The 20,697-nt window shown below is 60.4% G+C and carries 16 protein-coding genes; 5 read left to right on the top strand and 11 right to left on the bottom strand.

The genetic code is table 11. The annotated features are described in order from the left end of the window. Positions 1-4 precede the first annotated feature (4 nt). Together yyaC and E6C55_RS26555 are read left to right on the top strand one after the other, a co-directional pair. Positions 5-571: a spore protease YyaC gene (gene yyaC, locus E6C55_RS26560; protein WP_136372866.1), complete on the top strand. Its 567-nt coding sequence runs from the start codon at positions 5-7 to the stop codon at positions 569-571. A 5-nt stretch (positions 572-576) separates the two neighbouring features. Further along, complete coding sequence (locus tag E6C55_RS26555; protein WP_136372865.1) at positions 577-1,671, top strand: CapA family protein; 1,095 nt, start codon at positions 577-579, stop codon at positions 1,669-1,671. Between the two features lie 16 nt (positions 1,672-1,687). Here E6C55_RS26555 and E6C55_RS26550 read toward each other — a convergent pair whose 3' ends face one another. The 4 genes from E6C55_RS26550 to E6C55_RS26535 form a co-directional block, all read right to left on the bottom strand. Further along, positions 1,688-3,562 (bottom strand): hypothetical protein, encoded by a 1,875-nt coding sequence (locus tag E6C55_RS26550; protein WP_136372864.1) that lies wholly within the window; start codon positions 3,560-3,562, stop codon positions 1,688-1,690. A gap of 26 nt (positions 3,563-3,588) precedes the next feature. Then, positions 3,589-5,868 carry a glycosyltransferase gene (locus E6C55_RS26545; RefSeq protein WP_168735892.1) on the bottom strand — a complete coding sequence of 760 codons (2,280 nt, stop codon included), beginning with the start codon at positions 5,866-5,868 and terminating at the stop codon, positions 3,589-3,591. Further along, the gene (locus tag E6C55_RS26540; protein WP_136372862.1) at positions 5,862-6,971 is read right to left on the bottom strand and encodes a bifunctional glycosyltransferase family 2/GtrA family protein; all 1,110 of its coding nucleotides are present in this window, start codon (positions 6,969-6,971) and stop codon (positions 5,862-5,864) included. The genes E6C55_RS26545 and E6C55_RS26540 overlap by 7 nt, the downstream gene beginning before the upstream one ends. A 1,198-nt stretch (positions 6,972-8,169) precedes the next feature. Then, positions 8,170-9,039, bottom strand: coding sequence for a stalk domain-containing protein (locus tag E6C55_RS26535; protein ID WP_168735891.1), 870 nt, complete (start codon positions 9,037-9,039; stop codon positions 8,170-8,172). Between the two features lie 169 nt (positions 9,040-9,208). On the opposite strand from E6C55_RS26535, the gene E6C55_RS34295 reads away from it, so the two are divergent. After that, the gene (locus E6C55_RS34295; RefSeq protein ID WP_211093655.1) at positions 9,209-9,766 is read left to right on the top strand and encodes a hypothetical protein; all 558 of its coding nucleotides are present in this window, start codon (positions 9,209-9,211) and stop codon (positions 9,764-9,766) included. Between the two features lie 24 nt (positions 9,767-9,790). Here the strand turns inward: E6C55_RS34295 and E6C55_RS26525 are convergent, their stop codons facing one another. Continuing rightward, complete coding sequence (locus E6C55_RS26525) at positions 9,791-10,954, bottom strand: hypothetical protein (protein WP_136372860.1); 1,164 nt, start codon at positions 10,952-10,954, stop codon at positions 9,791-9,793. A gap of 109 nt (positions 10,955-11,063) precedes the next feature. Between E6C55_RS26525 and E6C55_RS26520 the strand changes: the two genes are divergently transcribed. Next, a complete protein-coding gene (locus tag E6C55_RS26520; protein WP_136372859.1) occupies positions 11,064-12,002 on the top strand; it encodes a VanW family protein in 939 nt (312 codons plus the stop codon). Between the two features lie 64 nt (positions 12,003-12,066). Here E6C55_RS26520 and E6C55_RS26515 read toward each other — a convergent pair whose 3' ends face one another. Both E6C55_RS26515 and E6C55_RS26510 read right to left on the bottom strand, forming a co-directional pair. After that, positions 12,067-12,987, bottom strand: a complete 921-nt coding sequence (locus E6C55_RS26515; protein WP_136372858.1) for an EamA family transporter — start codon at positions 12,985-12,987, stop codon at positions 12,067-12,069. Between the two features lie 32 nt (positions 12,988-13,019). After that, positions 13,020-13,832, bottom strand: a complete 813-nt coding sequence (locus E6C55_RS26510) for a helix-turn-helix domain-containing protein (RefSeq protein ID WP_136372857.1) — start codon at positions 13,830-13,832, stop codon at positions 13,020-13,022. Positions 13,833-13,980: 148 nt separating this feature from the next. Here E6C55_RS26510 and E6C55_RS26505 point away from each other — a divergent pair, with 148 nt between their 5' ends. Beyond that, on the top strand, positions 13,981-16,020 hold the full coding sequence (locus E6C55_RS26505) for a glycoside hydrolase family 127 protein (protein WP_230986873.1): 2,040 nt from the start codon (positions 13,981-13,983) through the stop codon (positions 16,018-16,020). Between the two features lie 687 nt (positions 16,021-16,707). Here the strand turns inward: E6C55_RS26505 and E6C55_RS26500 are convergent. The 4 genes from E6C55_RS26500 to E6C55_RS26485 all read right to left on the bottom strand — a co-directional run bounded on the left by E6C55_RS26500 (position 16,708) and on the right by E6C55_RS26485 (position 20,324). Then, complete coding sequence (locus E6C55_RS26500; protein WP_136372856.1) at positions 16,708-17,490, bottom strand: VanZ family protein; 783 nt, start codon at positions 17,488-17,490, stop codon at positions 16,708-16,710. Position 17,491: 1 nt separating this feature from the next. Beyond that, positions 17,492-18,457, bottom strand: coding sequence for a M15 family metallopeptidase (locus E6C55_RS26495; protein ID WP_136372855.1), 966 nt, complete (start codon positions 18,455-18,457; stop codon positions 17,492-17,494). 81 nt (positions 18,458-18,538) lie between these two features. Further along, complete coding sequence (locus E6C55_RS26490; protein ID WP_136372854.1) at positions 18,539-19,642, bottom strand: sensor histidine kinase; 1,104 nt, start codon at positions 19,640-19,642, stop codon at positions 18,539-18,541. Continuing rightward, positions 19,635-20,324 (bottom strand): response regulator transcription factor, encoded by a 690-nt coding sequence (locus E6C55_RS26485; protein ID WP_136372853.1) that lies wholly within the window; start codon positions 20,322-20,324, stop codon positions 19,635-19,637. Before E6C55_RS26485 ends, E6C55_RS26490 begins: the two co-directional genes overlap by 8 nt. Between the last annotated feature and the right edge of the window lie 373 nt (positions 20,325-20,697).

The raw sequence follows: 20,697 nt of genomic DNA, 5'->3' as shown, positions 1-20,697 counted from the left end.
ATCCATGCTCAGCTCCCCAACGGATAAACCTCCGCTCAAAGTTCCTTACACGGACCCTTCCGCCTGCTTGCAAATCTCGGCCCGCCTTGCCCGCTACTTCTCCCAGCTTCGCGACGGAAGAAGGCTGGCGATCGTCTGCCTCGGCACGGACCGTTCCACCGGCGACTCGCTCGGCCCGCTGGCCGGCACCGCCCTCAGCAAGCACGGCTCCCGGCCCTTCCATCTGTACGGCACGCTGGAAGAGCCGGTTCACGCGCGCAATCTGGACGAGACGCTGGTGCGCCTGCACCGGGAGATCGAGCGGCCCTACATCGTCGGCATCGACGCCTGCCTCGGCAAGTCGTCGAGCGTCGGCAACATTCTGCTCGGGGAAGGGCCGATTCACCCCGGCGCCGGAGTGAACAAGCAGCTCACTCCCGTCGGAGACGTGCATCTGTCCGCCGTCGTCAACGTCGGGGGCTTCATGGAGTACCACGTGCTTCAGAGCACCCGTCTCCATATCGTCATGGGCATGGCGGAGCTCATCGCGGACAGCCTTATGAGCGCCGTCCAGAGCTCCCTGCCGAGGTAACGCGGGTGAAGGCGCTCGGCATGCTCCTGATCTCGTTATGGCTCGCGATGCATTCTTCGCTGGCGACAACCGCCTTGTCCAGTCAAACGCATGCAGCGCTCTCCGTGGCGAACGCGACGGCAGACGTGGCGGCGGACGTGGAGGAGGAGCCCGCTCCCGAGCCTCCGATCACCGTCAATCTCGTCGGCGACATCCTGCTGGCCGATTCGATCGACTCCTACATCCGCAAGTACGGCGTCGACTTCCCGTTTAAGCGGACGGCGGACGTCCTGGCCGATGCCGACATCACGTTCGGCAACCTCGAGACGTCCGTCTCGACGCGCGGCAAGCCGGCGAACAAGCAGTTCACGTTCCGCTCGCGCCCGGAGTCGCTTGAGGGGCTTGTGAACGCAGGCTTCGACGGCGTCGGCCTGGCCAACAACCACTCGCTCGACTACGGATTCGAGGCGCTGGACGATACGATTGCGAACGTTCGCCGCTACGGGCTCGGGCTGACCGGGGCCGGCCAGAACAATGACGAGGCGTTCGCTCCATACGTGCAGGAGGTTCGCGGCAAGAAGGTCGCCATTGTCGGCATCAGCCGAGTTCTGCCGGAGGCAAGCTGGTATTCCGGCAAGAACAAGCCCGGCATCGCCCACGGGTATTCGCTGGAGCCGATGATGACCTATGTGAAGCAAGCCGTGGAGCAGGCGGACTATACGATTGTGTTCATTCATTGGAACAAGGAACGGGAGGACTATCCGGAGGAATACGCAAGGGAGTACGCCCGCGCGTTCATCGACGCCGGGGCGGACGCGGTTATCGGGGCGCACAGCCACTGCCTGCAAGGAATCGAGTGGTACAAGGGGAAGCCGGTGTTCTACTCGCTCGGCAACTTCGTCTTCACCTCGAAGACGGAGAAGAGCAGCGACACGATGATCGTGAAGCTGAGCCTGTCGGATGCCGGGGTCGCGGCCGCGGTCACCCCGGCCAAGATCGTCTCGACGCAGCCGCGGCTTATGGACGACGAGTACAACCGGAATACGTACGCGAAGCTGAACAAGCTCAGCTTCAACGCCGAGGTGCAGGGCGACGGGACCGTCGCGGAGAAGCAGGATTGACCGGCTCCGCAGCGCGTCAGTTCACGAGCTTCAGTCCGATCTGCTCTCCGGAGCGGGTAATCTGATAGATGCCCGCTTCCATCTGCACCCCATAATGCTTCCGCAGCAGCCGGTCTCCGTCGGAATCGCTCTCCACGACAACCAGATAATCGTAGCCGCTCAGAAGGTTGTCCATATTGTCTTCATAGAACAAGACGATTCCGTCCACATTCGGCGCATACAGGAAGTACTTGCCGATATACTGCAAATAATAGTTCGTCACCTGCTGATCGGTATCCGAGGCATAGAACAAATAGCGGTGCGAATCCGCCTGGCCGCCCTCATACCAGCGGTCGCCGGTGACGGCGGCCACTTTGTTCGGAAGCGTGCCGTCGTAGCCCGCCGCGATGGACTGAATGCCGTTATATTCGGACAGCAGCACGATGGCGGCAACCGATGTGCATACCCAGATCCCCTTCTGGTAGTAGCCTTTGGTTGCCACGCTCTTAAACGCGCGGGCGGACGGCATCTCGCCGATCTTATAGTAGAAGGAGCGTTCGAGGTCGACGGCGGCGCACAGCGTCAGTCCCCCGGCGAACAGCACCACGATGCTGGAGGCATACCGTTCGAAGCCCGCAAGCTGGATGGCCTCGTCCAGCGGCATTGAGTACAAATACAAGGCAAGAATGCCGGCATAGTACAGCAATACCACCGCATTGAGGGCGAGCATCGCCTTCCACAGCTTCCACTTCCTCTTCAGCACAATCGCCGCGAATAGGGAAGCGACAATCGCCGCCACCTCGAAGGCGGCGATCCCGAGCGCCGGGCGTGTCGCCAGATCGGTGCTGGAGTGCAGGAACAGGGAGATGATGTCCTTCATCTGCTCCGGCGTTTTGCCCGTGGCCGCCCCCTGCAGACCGGAGGAAGACACCTCGAACTTGTTCTCCACTCCCTCGAATACGGTCGCCATGCGCCGGCTCCACCCGATATACGGGAGGAAGGAAGCGCAGAGGGCGATCGGGAGGAGGAACCCGTCGCTCCAACTGCTTCCCCTGCGGTAAACGAAGGCCATATACACAAGGAAAAGAAGGGCAACCGCCGCGAACAGAATGCCCGTGCTCTTGACCACCGTCAGCAGTCCGGCCAGCGGAAGCACAACGAGGCAGGCCCGCTTCGGCGACTCCCGATACCGATACACCGCCGCCAACGCAGCGAGCGCATAAATCGGCAGCAGAAAATCGACCAGCAAATTCGTAATGCGAATCGTTATATTAAAAAACGAGAGCGTCGACAAGCCGAATGCGAGAAAGGCGTACAACAGAAATCGTTGCTTGTCCGCGATGATGCCGAACATGGCGTAAAAGCACGAGAAGATGAGCAGCCCCTGCGCGACCAGCATGATGGACTGGGAATGGCCCGCGAATCGGCATATATAGTACAGGAACGAAGTGACGCCGAGCGGATAGTTCTTGAAATCAATCAAAGCCGCATCCGGCGTCGGAAAAGCGTCGGTGCTCAGCAGCAGCTTCAGCACAATCGCCCAATGGGAGAAATTGTCGTAGTGAGTCAGCCTGTTGCGAAGCAGCATCTGCAGAAAAAACAAGCTCCCCGCAAAAAAGCCAAGCTGAAAAATCGAAAGCGAAAGCCGCGGCCGAGCCCTTCGGCGCAGCCACAGCAGTGCCATGACGAGCAGCGACAGATCTCCTCCCAGCAGCACGCCAAGGCTGACCGGGTACAGCATGCCGACAAGGCCGCCCAGGAAGACGAGGCAGGCAATGGACGAGAACGTAAAGACAGGCACGAACTCCCATTGAAGAGCCAGCATTCTCCGCGCGAGCAGCATGTATCCCGCCATGGACAACAGCAATAAAACCGCCGTAACCGCAAGCGGCATCTCCATCCCCAACTCCATTCCCAGCTCACCTCGATCTTCTAAGCCTAGCCGATGGCCGACAGCGACGGGGTCAGATCGTTCAGCAATTGATTGAGCTGCCCCCGCTCCACGATCTCATCCATATTGTCTATCGCCAGCAGCAGCTCTTGGCCGTTCGTCGTCTTCTTGCCCGTGTAGCGCAGCCTTACCTCGATCATGCTGCGGGTGCGGAAGGCGACGGGTGTGCCCGCTTCCGTACTCTCGTTCAGCCCGGTGACGGAGAAGAACAAATAATTGAAGCTGCGCAGCGTGCAGCGCTCGCCGTTCGTCAGTTCGATCGGGCAGTCGAGAAGAATGCGCGGCGTCTTGCGCTTGTCGGCAGACGGCTGCGACATGCGCTTCTGCAGATTGCGGGTCATATCGTCGTATGCCGTTCCCCACAGATTCATCTGCTCCGGCAGCGAATGCTTGCGATCGTAGATGATCTGCATCCATTGCCGCTTGTCCGCTTCCTGCACCGGCCTGACCTTGGCCGAGTACCGCCAGCCGTCCCCGTCCTTCTTGACGTACACGATGGACGCCTCCAGATTCGTCTCGTAGCGCGCGGTGCGCACGATCAGCGCAACCTCCGCCTCGGTCGGCAGGTAGATCGGCTGCGGCACATAGAACGCGATGCCGTGCTCGGACACGTCGACGCTTCTGGCTGCGTAGGTCGCTGCGCTCTTCCGCTCGTGAATGATGACCTCCTCGTTCGCCCGAATCCGTTCCGATTCCCGATACGAACGGCGCCCGACCATAAAGAACAGCGAGTAGCACAACGAGATCATGTTATGAATCAGCCAGAAAATAATGATGCTGCTGTACAGCAGCGCTATCCCGTATTTGCCGTTCACGTACCGCAGCAGCGCCGCCACCGACAGGCCGAGCAGCAGCAGATGCGGCAGCGCGTAAGCGAGCGACTTGACCCATTGGCGCCCCGCCGTCTTGCTCTTGTTCGTCACCTTGAACTTCTTCTCGCGAAGGTGCAGCGTCTCGAGCACGACCGGCCAGATCAGGTACGGCATGAAGATGGTGTCGATCACCTGGCTCCAGCGCTGATTCCGAATGTTGCTGGACAAGTATCGCATCGACATGCTGTAGCAGAAGTAGGAGGGCAGCCAGAAGATCAAGATCTCCACGAATCCGGTATTGACGAGCTGGAAGTCGAACAAGGCGAACAAGATCGGAGCCATAATAAACACCAATCGGTTAAAAAACGACCACCAGTAAAGGAAGCTGCTCAAATACGTGATTCGGGTTGCCATCGGCAGCTTCCGCGAGAAGATCGCCCGCGTATTCTGCAAGCTCTGGATGATGCCTCTTGCCCAGCGAACCCGCTGCTTGACCATGCTCGGAACCGTTGTCGTCGTCAGCCCCGCCGCCTGCACCTCATCCGTGGCATACGTAATAAAGCCCGCCTGCTGCATCCGGATGCTCGTCTCGAAGTCCTCCGTAATCGTGTTCAGCGGGAAGCCGCCGATCTCCTCCATCGCTCTTCGCGCAAGCACCGTATTGCTGCCCGTGTACGATACCGCATTGGAGGCGTTGCGCAGAATGTTGACTTCCCTGGAGAAGAAATCCTGTTCGTTCGGAATGTCCTGCTCCGCATACAGATTAAATTGGAACAAGTCCGGATTATAGAAACTTTGCGGTGTCTGCACGAGCCCGATTTTCACCCGTGTGCTCCGCTTCCTCTCCTGCCTCAGCCGCCACTCGCCGTCGATTCTCTCATAGTCCACCAGCAGAAAATAAGGCACCGTCTTCATCAGAAACGTATGCTGCGGAATCATGTCGGCGTCGAAGGTGGCGATCAGCGGGGAGGTCGTCTTGCTCAGGGCGTTGTTAAGGTTGCCGGACTTGGCATCCTTGTTGCCGGGAAAACCGAGGTAGCCGATGCCGAACTGCTCGGCCAGCTCTTCGACTTCGCGCCTCCCTCCGTCGTCGCACAGGTAGATGTGCACCTTCGTCTTGTCCGGATAGTCCATAAACGTACATGCGTTGACCGTCTTGTAGAGCAGGTCGACGGGCTCGTTGTGAGTGGCGATAAAGACGTCGACATGCGGGAAGAACTCGTGCGGGACGTCCGGGAATTCGAGCTGCGAATTTTTCTTTTGCATTTTCTGCAGGAACAGCTCGAAGGTCGTCAGCACCGTAATCGTCTCCGCCGATAGCAGCAGCATGCCGAAGATAATGTTCCATATGCTGCGATCCCAAGGCAGCGTAAAGATCATGCGCCACAGCAAGTAGATCGTCATCAGCACCATCGTCACGATAAACAGCCGATGCTGCTTCTTCTCGCTTAGCATTGCTGCCGTTGCCTCCTCCCGGCGAACACCCATCGCCGCTGCGCATAGAAGCTGAACAGGAACAGCAGGGCGTCGCACACGATCTTGGCCGCCTTCTCGTTCGCCAAGAACAACGCGTGAAGGCCGTACACGCCGATGCCGGAGCCGAGCATGATCAGGAGGCTCAGGGCCAGATAACGCCACAGGGTGCCCGAATTCCGTTCCTTGCGGAAGACGAAGTTCCGGTTCAGCCCATAGTTGACTCCGATCGACAGCGCGCGGGCAATGGCCGTCGCCAGCAGAATTCGCCCGAAGTCATGCTCGCCCATCAGCGGCCGCAGCCCGTCGATCAGCACCCAGGCGATGCCCAGATCGACAACGGAGCTTGCGACCGAAGACGAGATGAAGCGGAAGAAGCTGCCGAACAGCACGCCCATGACGCGAGCGCTGTCCCGAATCGCTTTGAAGTGGGTGCCGGCGTTGCCGTTCTCGTAGATGACCCGGATCGGCACCGAGACGATCGGAATGCCGGACTGCGTACAGGCAATAAGCATCTGCAGCTCGTATTCGAACCGGGTGCCCCGAATGGCCTGCATCATCGCCAGCAACTGCGGGCCGAAGGCGCGCAGCCCGGTCTGCGTGTCGGATAGCCGCTTGCCGTACAGCAGAGCGAATATGGCGGCAGACAGCCGATTGCCAAGCAACGACTTGGGCGGAATTCCCTCCAGACTGAAGTCCCGGGTTCCGAGCAGGAGCGCGTCCGGATGGCGCTTCGCTTCCTCGGCAAGCCGATACACGTCCTCCGCCGCATGCTGGCCGTCCGAATCCGCCGTCACGATGCAGATCGCGCTGGGGAATTCCCGTTCGATGCAGCGTAATCCGGTCTTGAGCGCGGCTCCCTTGCCCCGATTGTGCGGGTGCCGCAACACGATGCAGCCGCTCTCGGCAAGCTCGCGGAAGATCGGCTGATAGGCTTCGCCCGAACCGTCATCCACAACCACGATATGAGTCAAGCCGTACCCGCGCAATTGCCGAACATAAGAAGGAAGCCGTTCGTCCGGCTCCAGCGACGGAATGAGAATTATTGTCTGATCGTTTGGATCGTTTGGATTCCCCATAATCATCCCTTTGGTCAACTCTTATTATCTTAAATGCATCATCTTAATCGCAAAATTCGACATATTACGATAGCTTTTGCAATTCTACTATAGCACCGCATCTCCGTTAGCGTAAATCGAACTTGAGAAGGAAATCTTATCCTGTCGCCATGCTATTCACTGCCTTGGTCCGGGGAGTTTGGCGATTTTAGATGAATTTTCACATTCGTCGGCCTGGATGGGAGGGAATCGCGGCATTTTTATGTGGTTTTTCGCATACATCGCCAATGTGGTTTTTCTAATAAAAACGCTAACGGCGTCCTTGGAGTCCGAGCGTATCCGTTTATGCGAGCCTATTCACCAGTCACGGGGAATCCGCCACGCGACTTCCATCGACTCCAGCGTCATGCGGCAAGGTGCTATCCCCTTCTGCGCGTTTATGCCTCTTCTCCCCGCGGCTCAGGAACCTCTTGGAGCTTCGCTGCACCCCGACCGCCGCCGGGTGACCCCACTCCTTCCCATCCTGAACGAGCGGGAGAGGAGACCTAATGCCCCAGAGGGGGAGAAGGCGCGGGGGAGAGAGAAGGCGCGGGGAGAGAAGGTGCAAGGGAGGCGTTGCCGCGTACCGGATGCCTGGCATGCTGATCTCTAGGCGTTGGGCGCGGAGCTCCTCTCCCGCTCCGTGAGCCCATATCGTAGGGGGACACAACGTTCGGGTTGTCATCGCGGTTTTTCGCATAAGGATGACGGTCGAGACATCGCGCCCTGGCCGTTCCCCCCAACGCTGTTCGCACCTCCGGTCCGACGGCTTTGCCCTCTGATCCGCCGGCTTTTGCCCTCTGATCGCCGGCTTTTGCCCTCTGATCCGCCGACTCTTTTGCGATTTTATGTGGTTTTTCACATTCATCGGTTCGAATGAGCCGCGATCTCGGCGTTTTATGCGGTTTTTAGCATACATGCGGCAATTGGAGCCGGAATTTTCTCTATATAGGCTATTTTTCACATAGAATCGTCCAACCTGCCCGTTATTGCGCCGCTCGAATGTGAAATTTCGCATACATTCCTCGTATCCGGCGAGTCTGACGATGTGCCCGGTCCCCCCTCCCGCACGAATCTTAATGGGCTGCTCCGAAACTTATAGATTCTTAGATGCGCATAAAAGAGCCGCCCCGAAGTCCGAAAACTTCGAGGCGGCCCCTGGGCCTGTTGCCTATGGCGCGTTAGGCTATTCCAGCGGTTGGGCGGTCGAACCCGAGCCGTCCTCGGCGGTGTCCGAACCGTTATCGCTTAATACGACCAGGTAGAAGAGCGGGCTCTGAGGCGGAATGCTCTTCGTCACCGCCGGACCGTAGTAGGCGCGAACCTTCGTGCCTTCCTTCAGGTCCGTCCATTCGACCGGCTGGCCTTCCTCGTTCATGACGAACGTCTCCTTGCCGGCGTTCAGCAGGAGGCTGACCGACTTCGTGCCGTTCTCCGTCGTGCCGAAGCTCACTTGCCAACCGTCATCGGTCTTCTCGACCGATTGGATCGCTTCCTCCGATACGAGGCGGGAAGCGACGACCGTGATCGAAGCGGCATGGGACTGGCCCGGATAGCTCATGGCGACGATCGGGCCGTAATCCGCGTTGATCTGGGTGCCGGCCCGGATGGACGCGACTTCGACGGCATTGCCTTCCGAATCCTTGATCACGGTCTCTTCGTCCGCGTACAGGATAATCCAGTTCGCGTCGCCGCGGCCGAGCACTTCAAGGCGATAGCTGCCGTTGTCCGTCTTCGCAACGGAAGAGACAATGCCGGCAATATGGGCGTATTCGATCTCTTCCGCCTCCTGGACCTTGTTCAGCTCGATCGTCTTCGATCCCGCGTTGTAGCTGACTTCATATCCGAGCGCCGCGGCTTCCTCGCGAATCGGCACATAAGCTTGTCCGTTAATATAGACCGGCTCCATCCCCGTCGCTTGGCCGTCGACGGTGATCTTCACGTCGGAACGGAGCAGTCCGGATACCTTGCCGATGACTCCCGTCGCTTGGGCGGCGGCTGTCGTGCCAAGCAGGCCGACCAGCGTCGCCGCGATAATCCACTTCTTCTTGTTCATGTCCGTAACTCCTCTCGTTATCGCTAATCTTAGGTGCAGCATCCTTATAAACGCAGGCGCGTTGGATAAGGTTGCAGCCCGCCCTAAATTTCTCCTCGGCTTCCGTTCTTCGGGCTCGGACTTAAGCGAACGTACAAGCGCCGCTGGGTGAATGGAATACAATGGAGGAATGTACGAAAGCGAGGTGAACGGAATGGGTCAACCGAATCGCCGCAGAACGAATGTCCGCGAGCAAGCCGTGCGCTCCGCGGGTCGGCCGGTCGTCGTCACTTTGGTAGACGGACGCCAATATGTCGGCACGGTCGCGAGAATCTCGTGCGGGCAGATTTACCTGACGGGAGTCGAGGTGCCTGCGAAGCGGAAGAACGGTTCCCGGCAAGCCGGCCGGAGCACGGCGCAGGCGAGGCGCCGGACGGCACGGTCGCTGCCGCCTGCTCGCCGCCAGGTTCGCACATCCTCCTTCCTCCTGCCTAAGTTTCTCGGCGCAGGCGCGGGAGGCGGGGCGGCCGGCGCTGGAGGTGCAGGAGGTGCAGGAGGCGCAGCGGGTGCCGCCGAAGCCGCGGAGGAGACTTCGCTCGCGGCGCAGGCCAACGGCGCTCAAGGAGACTTCGGTCTCGGCGGCCTTACAGACTGGATGAGCTTCATGGAGAAAGCGATGCCGATGATCAAGATGGGGATGGGAGTCGTGAAGTCGATTATCCCGCTGCTGAACGCTCTCAAGGTGTAACGTCACCGGCGTTCGAGCAGTCGCCTACAGCTCCCCTTCCAGCCTCGTAATGCGCCAAGGCGAAGACGGAGACGATCTCGCGAATTCGAAGCGGAGCGTCTCCGTTCGCCTGCCTCCTCCCGAACGCTGGCAATTCACCGCAAGCGCCACCTCGGCCGTCAGCACGTCCTCGCCGGCGTGCAGCCGTTCCGGCGCCGTCGGGCGAATGGCCAGCACCCGGGCCATTCGCTCTTGCAATTGCTGCGAACGGGACGAGTCGACGCGTTCGAGCAGCAGGCGCACCCACTCGCGGTCCTGCTCGTGGATCGCCGCAGCGAAGCTCTCCGCTTGCTCGAGCGGAGTCAAGCGCTGCAGCAGGGCGCGCGGCTGTCCCGCGGCCTTGAATACCATGAGCTGATGCGCCAGATCGGGAGCGGCGGATTTGTGAGTCGAACTGTTCAAGAAGTGAATGCAGAAGTGGCCGTTAAAGCCGTTGCCGGGAATGCCGTCTCCCCCGTGCGGCATTCCGTTCATCGAAGCCGCAAGCTGCCGGCCTTCCGCCTGGACAAGCACCGCCCGGCGCCGCCAGCTCCACCGATCCTCATAGATGGTCTTCATGACTTGCGTATCTTCCTTGGCGACCGGCTGCACGTCGGCATGATCCCTGCCCGCGCGCCTCTGCACGCGGAAGTGCAGCCCCGTCTCGAGATCGACGACGGTGAACACCGCAAGCTTCGGCAGCAGCCGGCTCGCCTCGCTCCAATCGGCAAGCTCGCCGTAGTGGGCCCGGCTCAGGCGCGCCGCCTCCCGAAGCAGCCTTCCGGCGGCCGGCTCGGGCAGGCGGACAGCCTCATCCGACTCCTCGCTGTAGAGCTGACCGTTCGGCTCCATCCGGTAGGTGCGGCTCGTCCCGCCGGGTGCGGCCCATTCGACGTAAATATCGGTCAATTCGGGCGAAGCTCCTCTCTCTGCCGCCCGCTCCGACGCCCGCGCGGAAGGCTCGCGAAGCGCGCGCAGAAGCAGCGGGTCCGCCCACTTCTCTTCGAGCCGGTAGGCTGCGCCCGGACTGGAGCGGACGGAGAGCCGCACCGCCTCCTGCCCGGCTTCCCCGCGCGGCTCCGCGCCGTATGCGGGAGAAGGGACTCCCGTTCCAAGCCCGATAACGAGCAGAACAATCGGCAGGAAGCGGCGGAAGTGTCGTCTGTTCATCTCGGTCACCCTCCTCGGACTGATTTGCCGTAATATTTTGCCCCGTGGGGGGGAATCGTATGGATTCGAGCAGATAGAGCGAATAGAAGGAATAATGGAGAGGTGGAACATGTTCAACTGGCTATTGGCGCTAGGTCTGGCGAATCTGTTGATCGGGGCGGAGCCGCAGCCGGGCGCCGAGTCCGATTCGTCAGGCGGCATCTCTCTCCGTCATAACGGAGCCGTCGTGACGAAGGTGGAACGAGCTTCCTTTACGTTGCCCTCATTCCCCCTCCTTAATCCCCGTCGGCTCGACGAGTTGTCGGACAAGCTGGAGCCCGCCGTGCTGCAGCCCGCTCGCAACGCGGCGATCGGGGAGGACGGCCGCATCGTGCCGGAGGAAGCGGGAACAAGACTCGACCGTCGACAGTTCGAAGACCGATTCCAACGTTATTTTTACGCCGGGGGGCCGTCGTCCTTCGAGATCCCGCTTAAGCCGATCTACGCGAAGGTGGACAGCGAGCTGCTCGCCCAGATTCGGGAGAAGCCGATCGGCCAATATGCGACCTACTTCAATTCCCGCAACAAAAACAGAGCGACCAACATCGCTCTCGCCGCCAAATCGATTAACAATCATGTCGTGTTCCCGGGGGAGCGATTCTCCTTCAATGAAACGGTAGGCAGACGGGATCAATCGAAGGGATACGTAAGAGCGCCCATTATCGTCAGGGGGGAATTGTCGGAGGGCATCGGCGGCGGCATCTGTCAGGTGTCTTCCACGCTGTTCAATGCAGCCGACCGGGCGGGACTTACGATTCTGGAGCGATACTCGCACAGCCGCCATGTCCCTTATGTGCTGCCGGGACGAGACGCGACGGTCAGTTGGGGCGGACCCGACTTCGCCTTCTCCAATCCTTACGGTCAGCCGGTCCTTATCCGCGCCTTCGCCGGAGCCGGCTCCCTCTATGTGTCGATCTACTCGTCCGAGCAATTGGAGCATGCGCCGCGTCACGTGCCCCGCATGTCGCATCGCATTCCGGAAGAGATCGCGGCGGGCAAGACGGAATGAACATGCGGGAGTGCGGCAGAGCTGCGGCGGGGTAACGTGCAAGGTTGCGGCCGGGTCGCCTCCGTCAGGAAGCGAGCCGCATAACGACGATTCCGCCTAACGCGAGCGCCATGCCGATCGCCTCCGTGCGGCGCATCTCTTCCTTCAGGCAGAACTTTGCGTAAGCAAGCACGATAGCGGCGTTCATCGCTCCGAGCGCGGAGACGATCCCGGTCGCACCGTCCCTGAATGCGGGAATGAGGAACATCATGCCCGCAATGTTCGTCAGGCCGACCGTCATTCCCCACAGCACCGTTCGGCGGATCGGCCATACCGCGGAGGGAGCCTTCGGCTGCGCTTGCTCTGCGGAGGCGGCGATCTCCCGCTTCGCTTTGCCTGGGCGTTCCGCCTTCCCGGCGCGCACGGCATCCAGCAGCCATTGCCCCGCGAAGAGAAGCGTTCCGGTCGCGTACATCATAATGAGCGTCGGCAGCGTCGCGGCGTCGCTTATCGTCGATTGCTTCGACGTCAGATCGGTGAAGCCGAAGAAGACCATCGTCAGGAATCCCCACGTCAAGCCGCGAAGCTGGCCGGTTCTAAGGTCGCTGGAATAGCGGATCGCGACGAGTCCGATCAGCACAACCGCGAAGCCCGCAAGCTGTCCCGCTCCCAGCTTCTCCTCCCAGAGGAAGAAGGCGCCAAGCACGACGACAAGCGGCGGAAGGCCGGTCATGAGGGCGATAAGCGAAGCTTTGCCGACGGCGTATCCCTTGTACATGGACGCATTCGCGACGAAGGAGAAGCAGCCCATCAGGGCGCCCCACCAGGCGGCCTCCGTCCAATGCTGCCCGACAACGGCATTCACGATTGCAGCGACGAGCGCGCCGCTCAAGTAGACGCCGAACAGCAAGGCGCTGCGGTTCACCTTCCTCTGCGACGTCCATTGGTACAAGATTCCTCGTAATCCGAAGCAAGAAGCGGCAGCCAAGCCGAAAATAAACCACATGATTCCATCCTCCAATAGTGCCGATGAGTTAGTTAGACCTTGTTGAGTCGCGTGCGCGAGAACGCCAGCCGGTACTCCGTCGGCGTGGTCCCGGACAGGCGCTTGAACCACTTCGCGAATTGCTTGTCGTCGTCGATCCCGACGCGGGCCGCCACTTCCTTCACCTGCAGCCGGGTGCTCGCGAGCAGCTCCTTCGCTTCCTCCAGCTTGATCGTGTGGATATAGCCGAGCAAGCCGGAGCCGAAGCGGCGCTTGAACATACGCGACAGGTAGTCCTTGTTGTAGCCCATCTGGGCGGCGATCTTCTCCACGGAGATGTCCCGGTCGAGGGCGTGCAGCCGCGTCCATTCAAGCAGAGTCGCAAGCTCCGGGCTGAGCGCGCCCAGCCCTTCGGAATTGTGAAGCTGTTCGGCCAGTTCAATCAACAGACACGTCAGAAAATAATCCCCCGCCTGCGCAATCGAGTAGCCGCCGTTGGCCGCGTGGAGGAGCTGCCTAGCAAGAATGTGCACCCGGTTCGGGTGGGGACAACTGGCGTGTCGCGGAATCCGGCCGGATACTTCTCCGGCGGACGGGTCCGGCAAGGCGAAGTGGAACCAGTAGAAGCTGACCCCCGGCGAAGACAGCCGATAGCCGCGCTGATGCTCGCCGGGCAACAGGAACAGAATATCCCCTTCGCGAACCTCGTACAAGAGGCCGTCCGCTTCCAGGAAGACGACCCCGGCGACGCCGATGATCAGCTCGCAATCCGTCAGCGTGCGCTCCATATGGGACCAGCTCTCGTCGGACAGGAAGTGCCCTCCCATATGAAGCCGATACGGCTCCTTAAGCAATAGCGGCAGCACCCTCCACAGCTCCTCTCTTCTCTTGCCTGTCGGGTAGAACGAGATCAGTTTTTGACACTTATTATACCGGATAAGCTAACGACAAACCACTTCGATTCCCGTTATCATAGAGCACATAAACGATTATTCTTATGGAGAGTGACCTGTCATGACGAATATGCCGAACCTTGCCTCCGCGCGCGCTGCACTTCCGCTTGATCTTCGCTCGGTCCACATTCAGGACAGTTATTGGAACCGTTATGTCGAGCTTATTCGCACAACCGTTATTCCGTATCAATGGGAAGCGCTTAACGACCGGGTGCCGGACGCCGAGCCGAGCCATGCCATTCGCAACTTCCGCATCGCCGCCGGCTTGGAGGAAGGCGAATTCGGAGGCTTCTTCTTCCAGGACACCGACTTGTACAAGTGGCTGGAAGCCGTTGGCTACTCGCTAGCCGGCCATCCGGACGCCGATCTCGAGAAGGTCGCGGACGAAGCGATCGAGCTGATCGCCGGCGCCCAGTTGGACGACGGCTACGTGAACACGTACTTCACCGTCGCGAAGCCCGGAGATCGCTGGACGAACCTGCTCGACTGCCATGAGATGTACAGCGCGGGCCATCTGATCGAAGGCGCGGTCGCTTACTATCACGGCACCGGCAAGATGCGTTTCCTCGATGTCGCGAGACGGCTCGCCGACCATATCGACGAGCGCTTCGGCCCGAACCCCGGCCAGCTTCGCGGCTACGACGGTCACCAGGAGCTCGAATTGGCGCTGGTGAAGCTGTATGAGGCGACCGGGGAACGGCGTTATCTCGAGCTGGCTTCCTTCCAGATCGAAGAGCGCGGCCAGGAGCCGAACTATCTGGTTGCGGAGTGGGAGAAGCGCGGCCGGGTGTCTCCGTGGAATCCCGGCGCCGTGCAGAAGTCGGTGAACATGGCGTACCATCAGGCGCATAAGCCGGTGCGCGAGCAGGAGGTCGCGATCGGCCACGCCGTCAGGGCGGTCTACATGTATACGGCGATGGCTGACCTCGCCCTGCACAAGGGGGATGCCGGCCTGCTCGCCGCCTGCAAGCGGCTGTGGAGCAACATGACGAACAAGCAGATGTATGTGAACGGAAGCATCGGCTCCACCCACCACGGCGAAGCGTTCACCTTCGACTACGACCTGCCGAACGATACGAATTATTCGGAGACTTGCGCTTCTATCGGGCTTATTTTCTTCGCGCGGCGGATGCTGCAGCTCGAGCCGAAGGGCGAATACGCGGACGTGATGGAGCGCGCGCTCTACAACACGGTCACCGCAGGCATCGCGGGCGACGGGAAGCATTACTTCTACGTGAACCCGATGGAAGTCTGGCCGGCGGCCAGCGAGGGCAATCCGGGCAAGCACCACGTGAAGGCGGTTCGCCAGAAGTGGTACGGCTGCGCCTGCTGCCCGCCGAATGTCGCGCGCCTGCTCTCCTCGCTCGGGCATTACATCTACACGGCGAACGAGGATACGCTGTACGCACACCTATATATAGGAAGCGAAGCCACGCATTCGCTTGGCGGCAAGCAAGTGACGCTGTCGCAGAAGAGCGGGCTGCCTTGGGCAGGAGAAGCCGGCTTCACGGTCGCGGCGATCGGCGCGGTTGGGACGGTTGGAGCGGTTGGGACGGTTGGGACGGTTGGGGCGGTTCAGGGCGGAGCGGATGCCGAAGCGGCGACGTTCACGCTTGCGCTGCGAGTTCCGTCCTGGAGCAAAGCGACGAGCTTCACGCTGAACGGCCAGCCTGTGCAGCCGGAAGTGACGGACGGCTACGCCCGTCTGACGCGGGAGTGGCGTGTCGGCGACACGTTCGCCATCTCGCTGGACATGGAGCCCAGACGCGTCTACAGCCACTCGCAACTGCGGGCGAACGCCGGCCGCGTCGCCCTGCAGCGCGGACCGCTCGTGTACGCCTTCGAAGAGACGGACAACGGCGCTCCGCTCGCTGCCCTCTCCCTGCCGCGAGCCTCCGCGCTCCGCCCGGTGCCGAGCGATTGGCGCAGCGACATCGTCCTGCTCGAGATGGACGGCATTCGCCTCTCCGGAGCGGAAGACTCCCTCTACTCTGGCGAGCCGCCGACCGCAACGCCGCAGAAGCTCGTTGCGATCCCGTACACCCTATGGGGCAACCGCAAGCCGGGCGAGATGTCGGTCTGGATTCGCGAGACTCCGTAACGGCAGGTTCACGAATGCGAGCGCATGAGGCGTAATGATTGAACGACAAGGGCGCTCCGCTCCCTGCGCAACGATTCGCGCAGAGACGCGGAGCGCCCTTGTTCGGATTGCCTCTACCCCCTCCGCAGTTTGCGTACGACAACTAACTAACTCAATAATTAAGGTAACTGGCTCGCTGACGGACTCGCCGACTCATCGACTATCTAACTAGCCAACAAACTAACCTTGTCGGCACCACGCCGACTGCGAATGCCTCGTCCGAGAGGCGTACGCAGCCCGCTCGCCGCCTTCGTTCACCCTCTCGCCCCATTTTATGTGAAAAACCACATTCGCCTCACCCCCAAAGGGGACATTTGAACGGTTTTATACGAAAAACCGCATAAAATCCGACCCCGGAGCACGCTGAGAGGCTAATATATGCGAAAAACCGCATTCATTCCGTTTTTTCGGCCGTGGGCGCGAGAATGAATGTGAAAAATCGCATAAAATCCGAACGGAACCCGGCAGGCGGAGGTGGAGCCGGGGCGGAGCTGCGGTTTGGACAGGGCTGCGGGGCTGCGAGGCAAAGTTAGTCTTGGTAGAGTCCATTTCGGCGATCTAGCGGGGTTGCGGTGCTGAACTGGTCCCAGTCGAGGTCGCTTCGGCGGAAGAGGCAGGCGCTATTGATGGCAGAGGCGGGCAAGCCGCCTACAGCCGCTTGCCGGCGACCAGCTTCAGCAGCAGGATCGGCAAGTAGCCGAGGATAGCGCCGCCGGTGTTCAGGATCAGGTCGTCGACGTCGAACGTTCCGATCGAGAAGACGAGCTGCGAGGTCTCCAGCGCAAGGCTGACGGCGAAGCCGATGATCGCGATGAGAAGCAAGCCGCTCCAGGCGCCTGCTCTCTGCAGCCCGCCGTTGTGCCCGCGGAGCTGGCGCCATCCCCGCAGGACGAGAGGGAACAGGATGCCCATCGGCACGAACAGTGCGATGTTGCCGAACAGATTGAGCCTGTCGGTCGAGCTCGAGATGTGCTCCAGATTCTGCCGGATTGTCTCCCCCGGCACGAGATTGCCCCACCTCAAGCCGCGCCCGATCCAACCGGCCGGATCTTCGGCCAGCCGCCCAAGCTGGCTGAGCAGGAAGCTGGGGTTGGGCGTGCCGAACTTGAACAGGATGATCTTCACGAGCAGGTAGCCGTACACGATCGAAACCAGCAGCGCAAGCGGCAGGAACGCGGCCGCGCCTCCCGGCGTGCGGCTGGCGACGCGGCGGCCATCGCGCGAATGCCGGCCGGTCGGCGGCAGCATCCCATCGTCCTGCGATTGTACGCCAGCAAGCGAGCGTCTGCCGAGCTGCGATGGCATTCCTTCTTGCGCTAGCCTCCCATCGAACAACCGCCCGTCTTGCTTCACTTGCCCCTCATCTTGCGCTAGCCCGCCAGCCTGCCAAACACCGCCGGGAGGCCACTCGTTATTGTTCGTCATGCTCATGTCATGCCGCCTCCTTCAAGGAGACGGTCACGATGACGCCGCCGGCGTTGTCCCCGGACAGCGTGTAGTCTCCGTTGACCGGCACCTCTGCCGCCGTGCCGTCCGTCGCCGGCACCGGCACGTAGGTGATCCGGTAGCGCGTGCCCTTCGCCTCCGCGACGATGGTCCGCTTCTCCTTCAAGTAGGCCAAGTACTCCTCGAGCACGAAGTCCTTCTTCTTCATGATCAGGCTGTGCGGCAAGCCGACGTAACGGAAGTGCCACGGCTCGTACTGGATGCCCGTGACGGACGACTTGTCCTTCGGATAGCGCAGCACAAAGCCGTAGTCCCATGCCCGCTTCTTCAGCCAGCTTCCTTCCGCGGAATCGTCGATCGGTCCTTGCGTCGAACCGATGTCGAGCGACAGGCCGAGGTTATGCTCGCTGTAGCCGGCGGGAAGCGCGTAATCGTCGCCCTTCTCCTCGTACAGCTCCTCCTGCTCGTCGAAGCTCCGGTACCCGCTGCTGATCCGGAAGTGCCGCACCCCATCGGATGAAGCCGCCTCTACCATCTCGCCGAAGCGAAGCGCCACCTGCTCGGACAGTTCGATCGACGGGTCAAGCAGCGAGTAGCCGCTCGTCAGGTCCTCCCGCTCGCCCAGATCGACGATGTCGCCGGGGACCGCTTCCGGCCAGAGCTCCCGATCCCGGTTCACGAGCACAAGCTCGCCAAGATGCGTCATCTCCTCCGTCAGCTCGAGCGTCTTCCACTCGCTTGCCTGCTCCGCGCCGACCGTCTGCCCCGTGCTCCGGCCCGGTTTTTCCACCGTCCCCGGCTTCCCGTTCGTCTCTGAATGCCCTGCACCATTCGTCACCCGGACCGGACTGCCGGACAAGCTCGCGCCCGCGTCGATGCGGGAAGTCGATTCCCTGAAGCCGCACGACGACAAAATCGCGAGCGCGGGCAGAAGCGCCAGCCATCTCTTCATCCCAACCACTCCCTTAAACAATGTTCCTTAACAATACCGGACATTGTTTAATCGCGAAGTGGGGGAACCTTTAACTTTTCCTTAAGTTTCGCCATCCGCAAGCGGCAGTCGAACCTCGAAGCACGTCCGCGTGACGTCGCTCGTCGCAGTGATCGTTCCTCCGTGCTGCACGGCGATGTTCTTGGCGATAAACAGGCCGAGCCCCGTGCTTCCTCCCTTATGCGCCCTCGCGCGATCCCCCGTGAAGAACATATCGAACAGGAACGGAAGCTCCTCCTCCGGAATCCAATGCCCGTAGTTGGCGACGCTCACAACAGCCTCTCCGGCCTCCGTCTTGCACTGGACATCGACATACTTCCCGTCGCCTCCGTGCTGGGCGGCATTCATAAGCAGGTTCTCGAACACGCGCGCAAGCAGGTCGCCCTGACCCAGAATTCGAATGTCCGACGCCGCGTCCAGCCTCGCCTCCAGCCCGTTCCTCTCGAACACCGGGTACAGTTCCTCGCACAACTGGCTGAGAAGCTCGCCGAGATCGAGCGGACTCCTCTGAACCTCGACCTTGCCGTAGTTCATCCGCGTAATCTCGAACAGCTCCTCCACAAGCCCCTCCAGCCGGCGGGACTTCGTGTAGGCGACATTCATGTAATGCTTCTTCCGCTCCTCCGTAAGATTGTCGTTGTGGAGAATATAATCCAGATAACCGATGACGGAAGTGAGCGGCGTTCTTATGTCATGCGCCAAATTAAGCACAAGCTGGTCCTTGCTGTTCTCCGCGAAATCTCCTTTTTCCACGGCGGTCTTCAGCTTCTCCCCGGCCCGATTGATGTCCTCCGCAATAATCTCGAACTCGTCGTTCGTGTCGATGGAGACGCGCGCCTGGAAGTCGCCGCTCGCCAGCCGGTGAATGCCTTCGGAGATCTGCCGGAAGTAGCGCACATACGGCTTCGTGAACAGGTAGAAGAACAGAATTGCAAGCGGGAGGAAGATCAGCAGGAAGAAGTTCAGGTCGCCCACCTTGTACAGAACCGAGCGCAGCAGATCCATCGTGTCGCCGACCCGCGCGTTCTTGCGATAGTAGTTCTGCAGCAGCCGGTACAGCAGGTACGTCAAGGCGGCGGACGTCAGCATGCTCAGACCGAAGATGCCGAGGATATTCGTGCGGAAGCTTCTTCTCTCCCTAAGCATTGAACGTGTACCCGACTCCCCAGATTGTTTTGATCCACTTGTCCTTGTCTTCTCCAAGCTTCTTGCGCAGCGTGCGGATGTGCACCATGACCGTGTTGCCTCCCTCGTAATACGCTTCCCCCCACAATTGGCGGAAAAGATTGTCCGCGCTGTACACTTTATTCGGATGGCTGGCGAGCAGGTGCAGAATGTCGAATTCCTTCGGCGTCAGCTCGACGGCCTCGCCGTAGCGCAGAACCGACCGCTTGTCGGGATCGATCGTCAGCCCCGCAAGCTCGATGACGGCAGACGTCTCCGCGGCCGGCTGGCTGAGCTGCATCGAACGGCGCAATTGCGCCTTGACCCGGGCGACGAGCTCCATCGGGTTAAACGGCTTCGTCATGTAATCGTCGGCTCCGATGACGAGTCCCGTAATCTTGTCCATGTCGGACGTCTTCGCACTGAGGAAAATAATCGGCATGCGATTGTGCTCGCGAATCTGCCTCGTCGCTTCCAGACCGTCGAGCTTCGGCATCATAATGTCGAGAATGGCGAGGTCGACCGCATGGCTCTGCGCGGCCAACACCGCGGCTCGGCCGTCCGCCGCCTTGAGAACCCGGTAGCCCTCCTTCTCGAGGTGCATCTCCACCAGGTCCGCGATCTCCGGATCGTCCTCGGCCACCAGAATCGTAATTTGCTTCATCTCGATTAACCCCCGTTCCCATTCCCCCCATTGTAGCTTTATTGAGGAGCGACGGGCAAGGGCAGGCAGGCTCAAGCCACGCAGAAGCGGGACGTGTACTCGGCAGCCGCATGAATCGTTGCCCCCGTCAGTCAAGCCTGGCGAATGAACTTGTCCGAATAAACCGCCCATTGAATGAGAAGCTTAAATTAAGGATTAACCTAACCTTCTAAGGAGTGATTACAAAATGAATTATTATGTTGGATTCTGGACAGTGAAAAGTTCTACCCCTTAAGAAGCCAGCGAATCGGCGTCATTCCTGGGCTCGTCCTGCTTTGATCGAATTATTTCGGTTATCGATAATGACGGGTATTGGGCAAACAGGCGAAAAATC

This window comes from Cohnella fermenti, assembly GCF_004801405.1.
GTDB lineage: Bacteria > Bacillota > Bacilli > Paenibacillales > Paenibacillaceae > Cohnella > Cohnella fermenti.
This window is presented reverse-complemented; position numbering and strand designations above follow the sequence as displayed.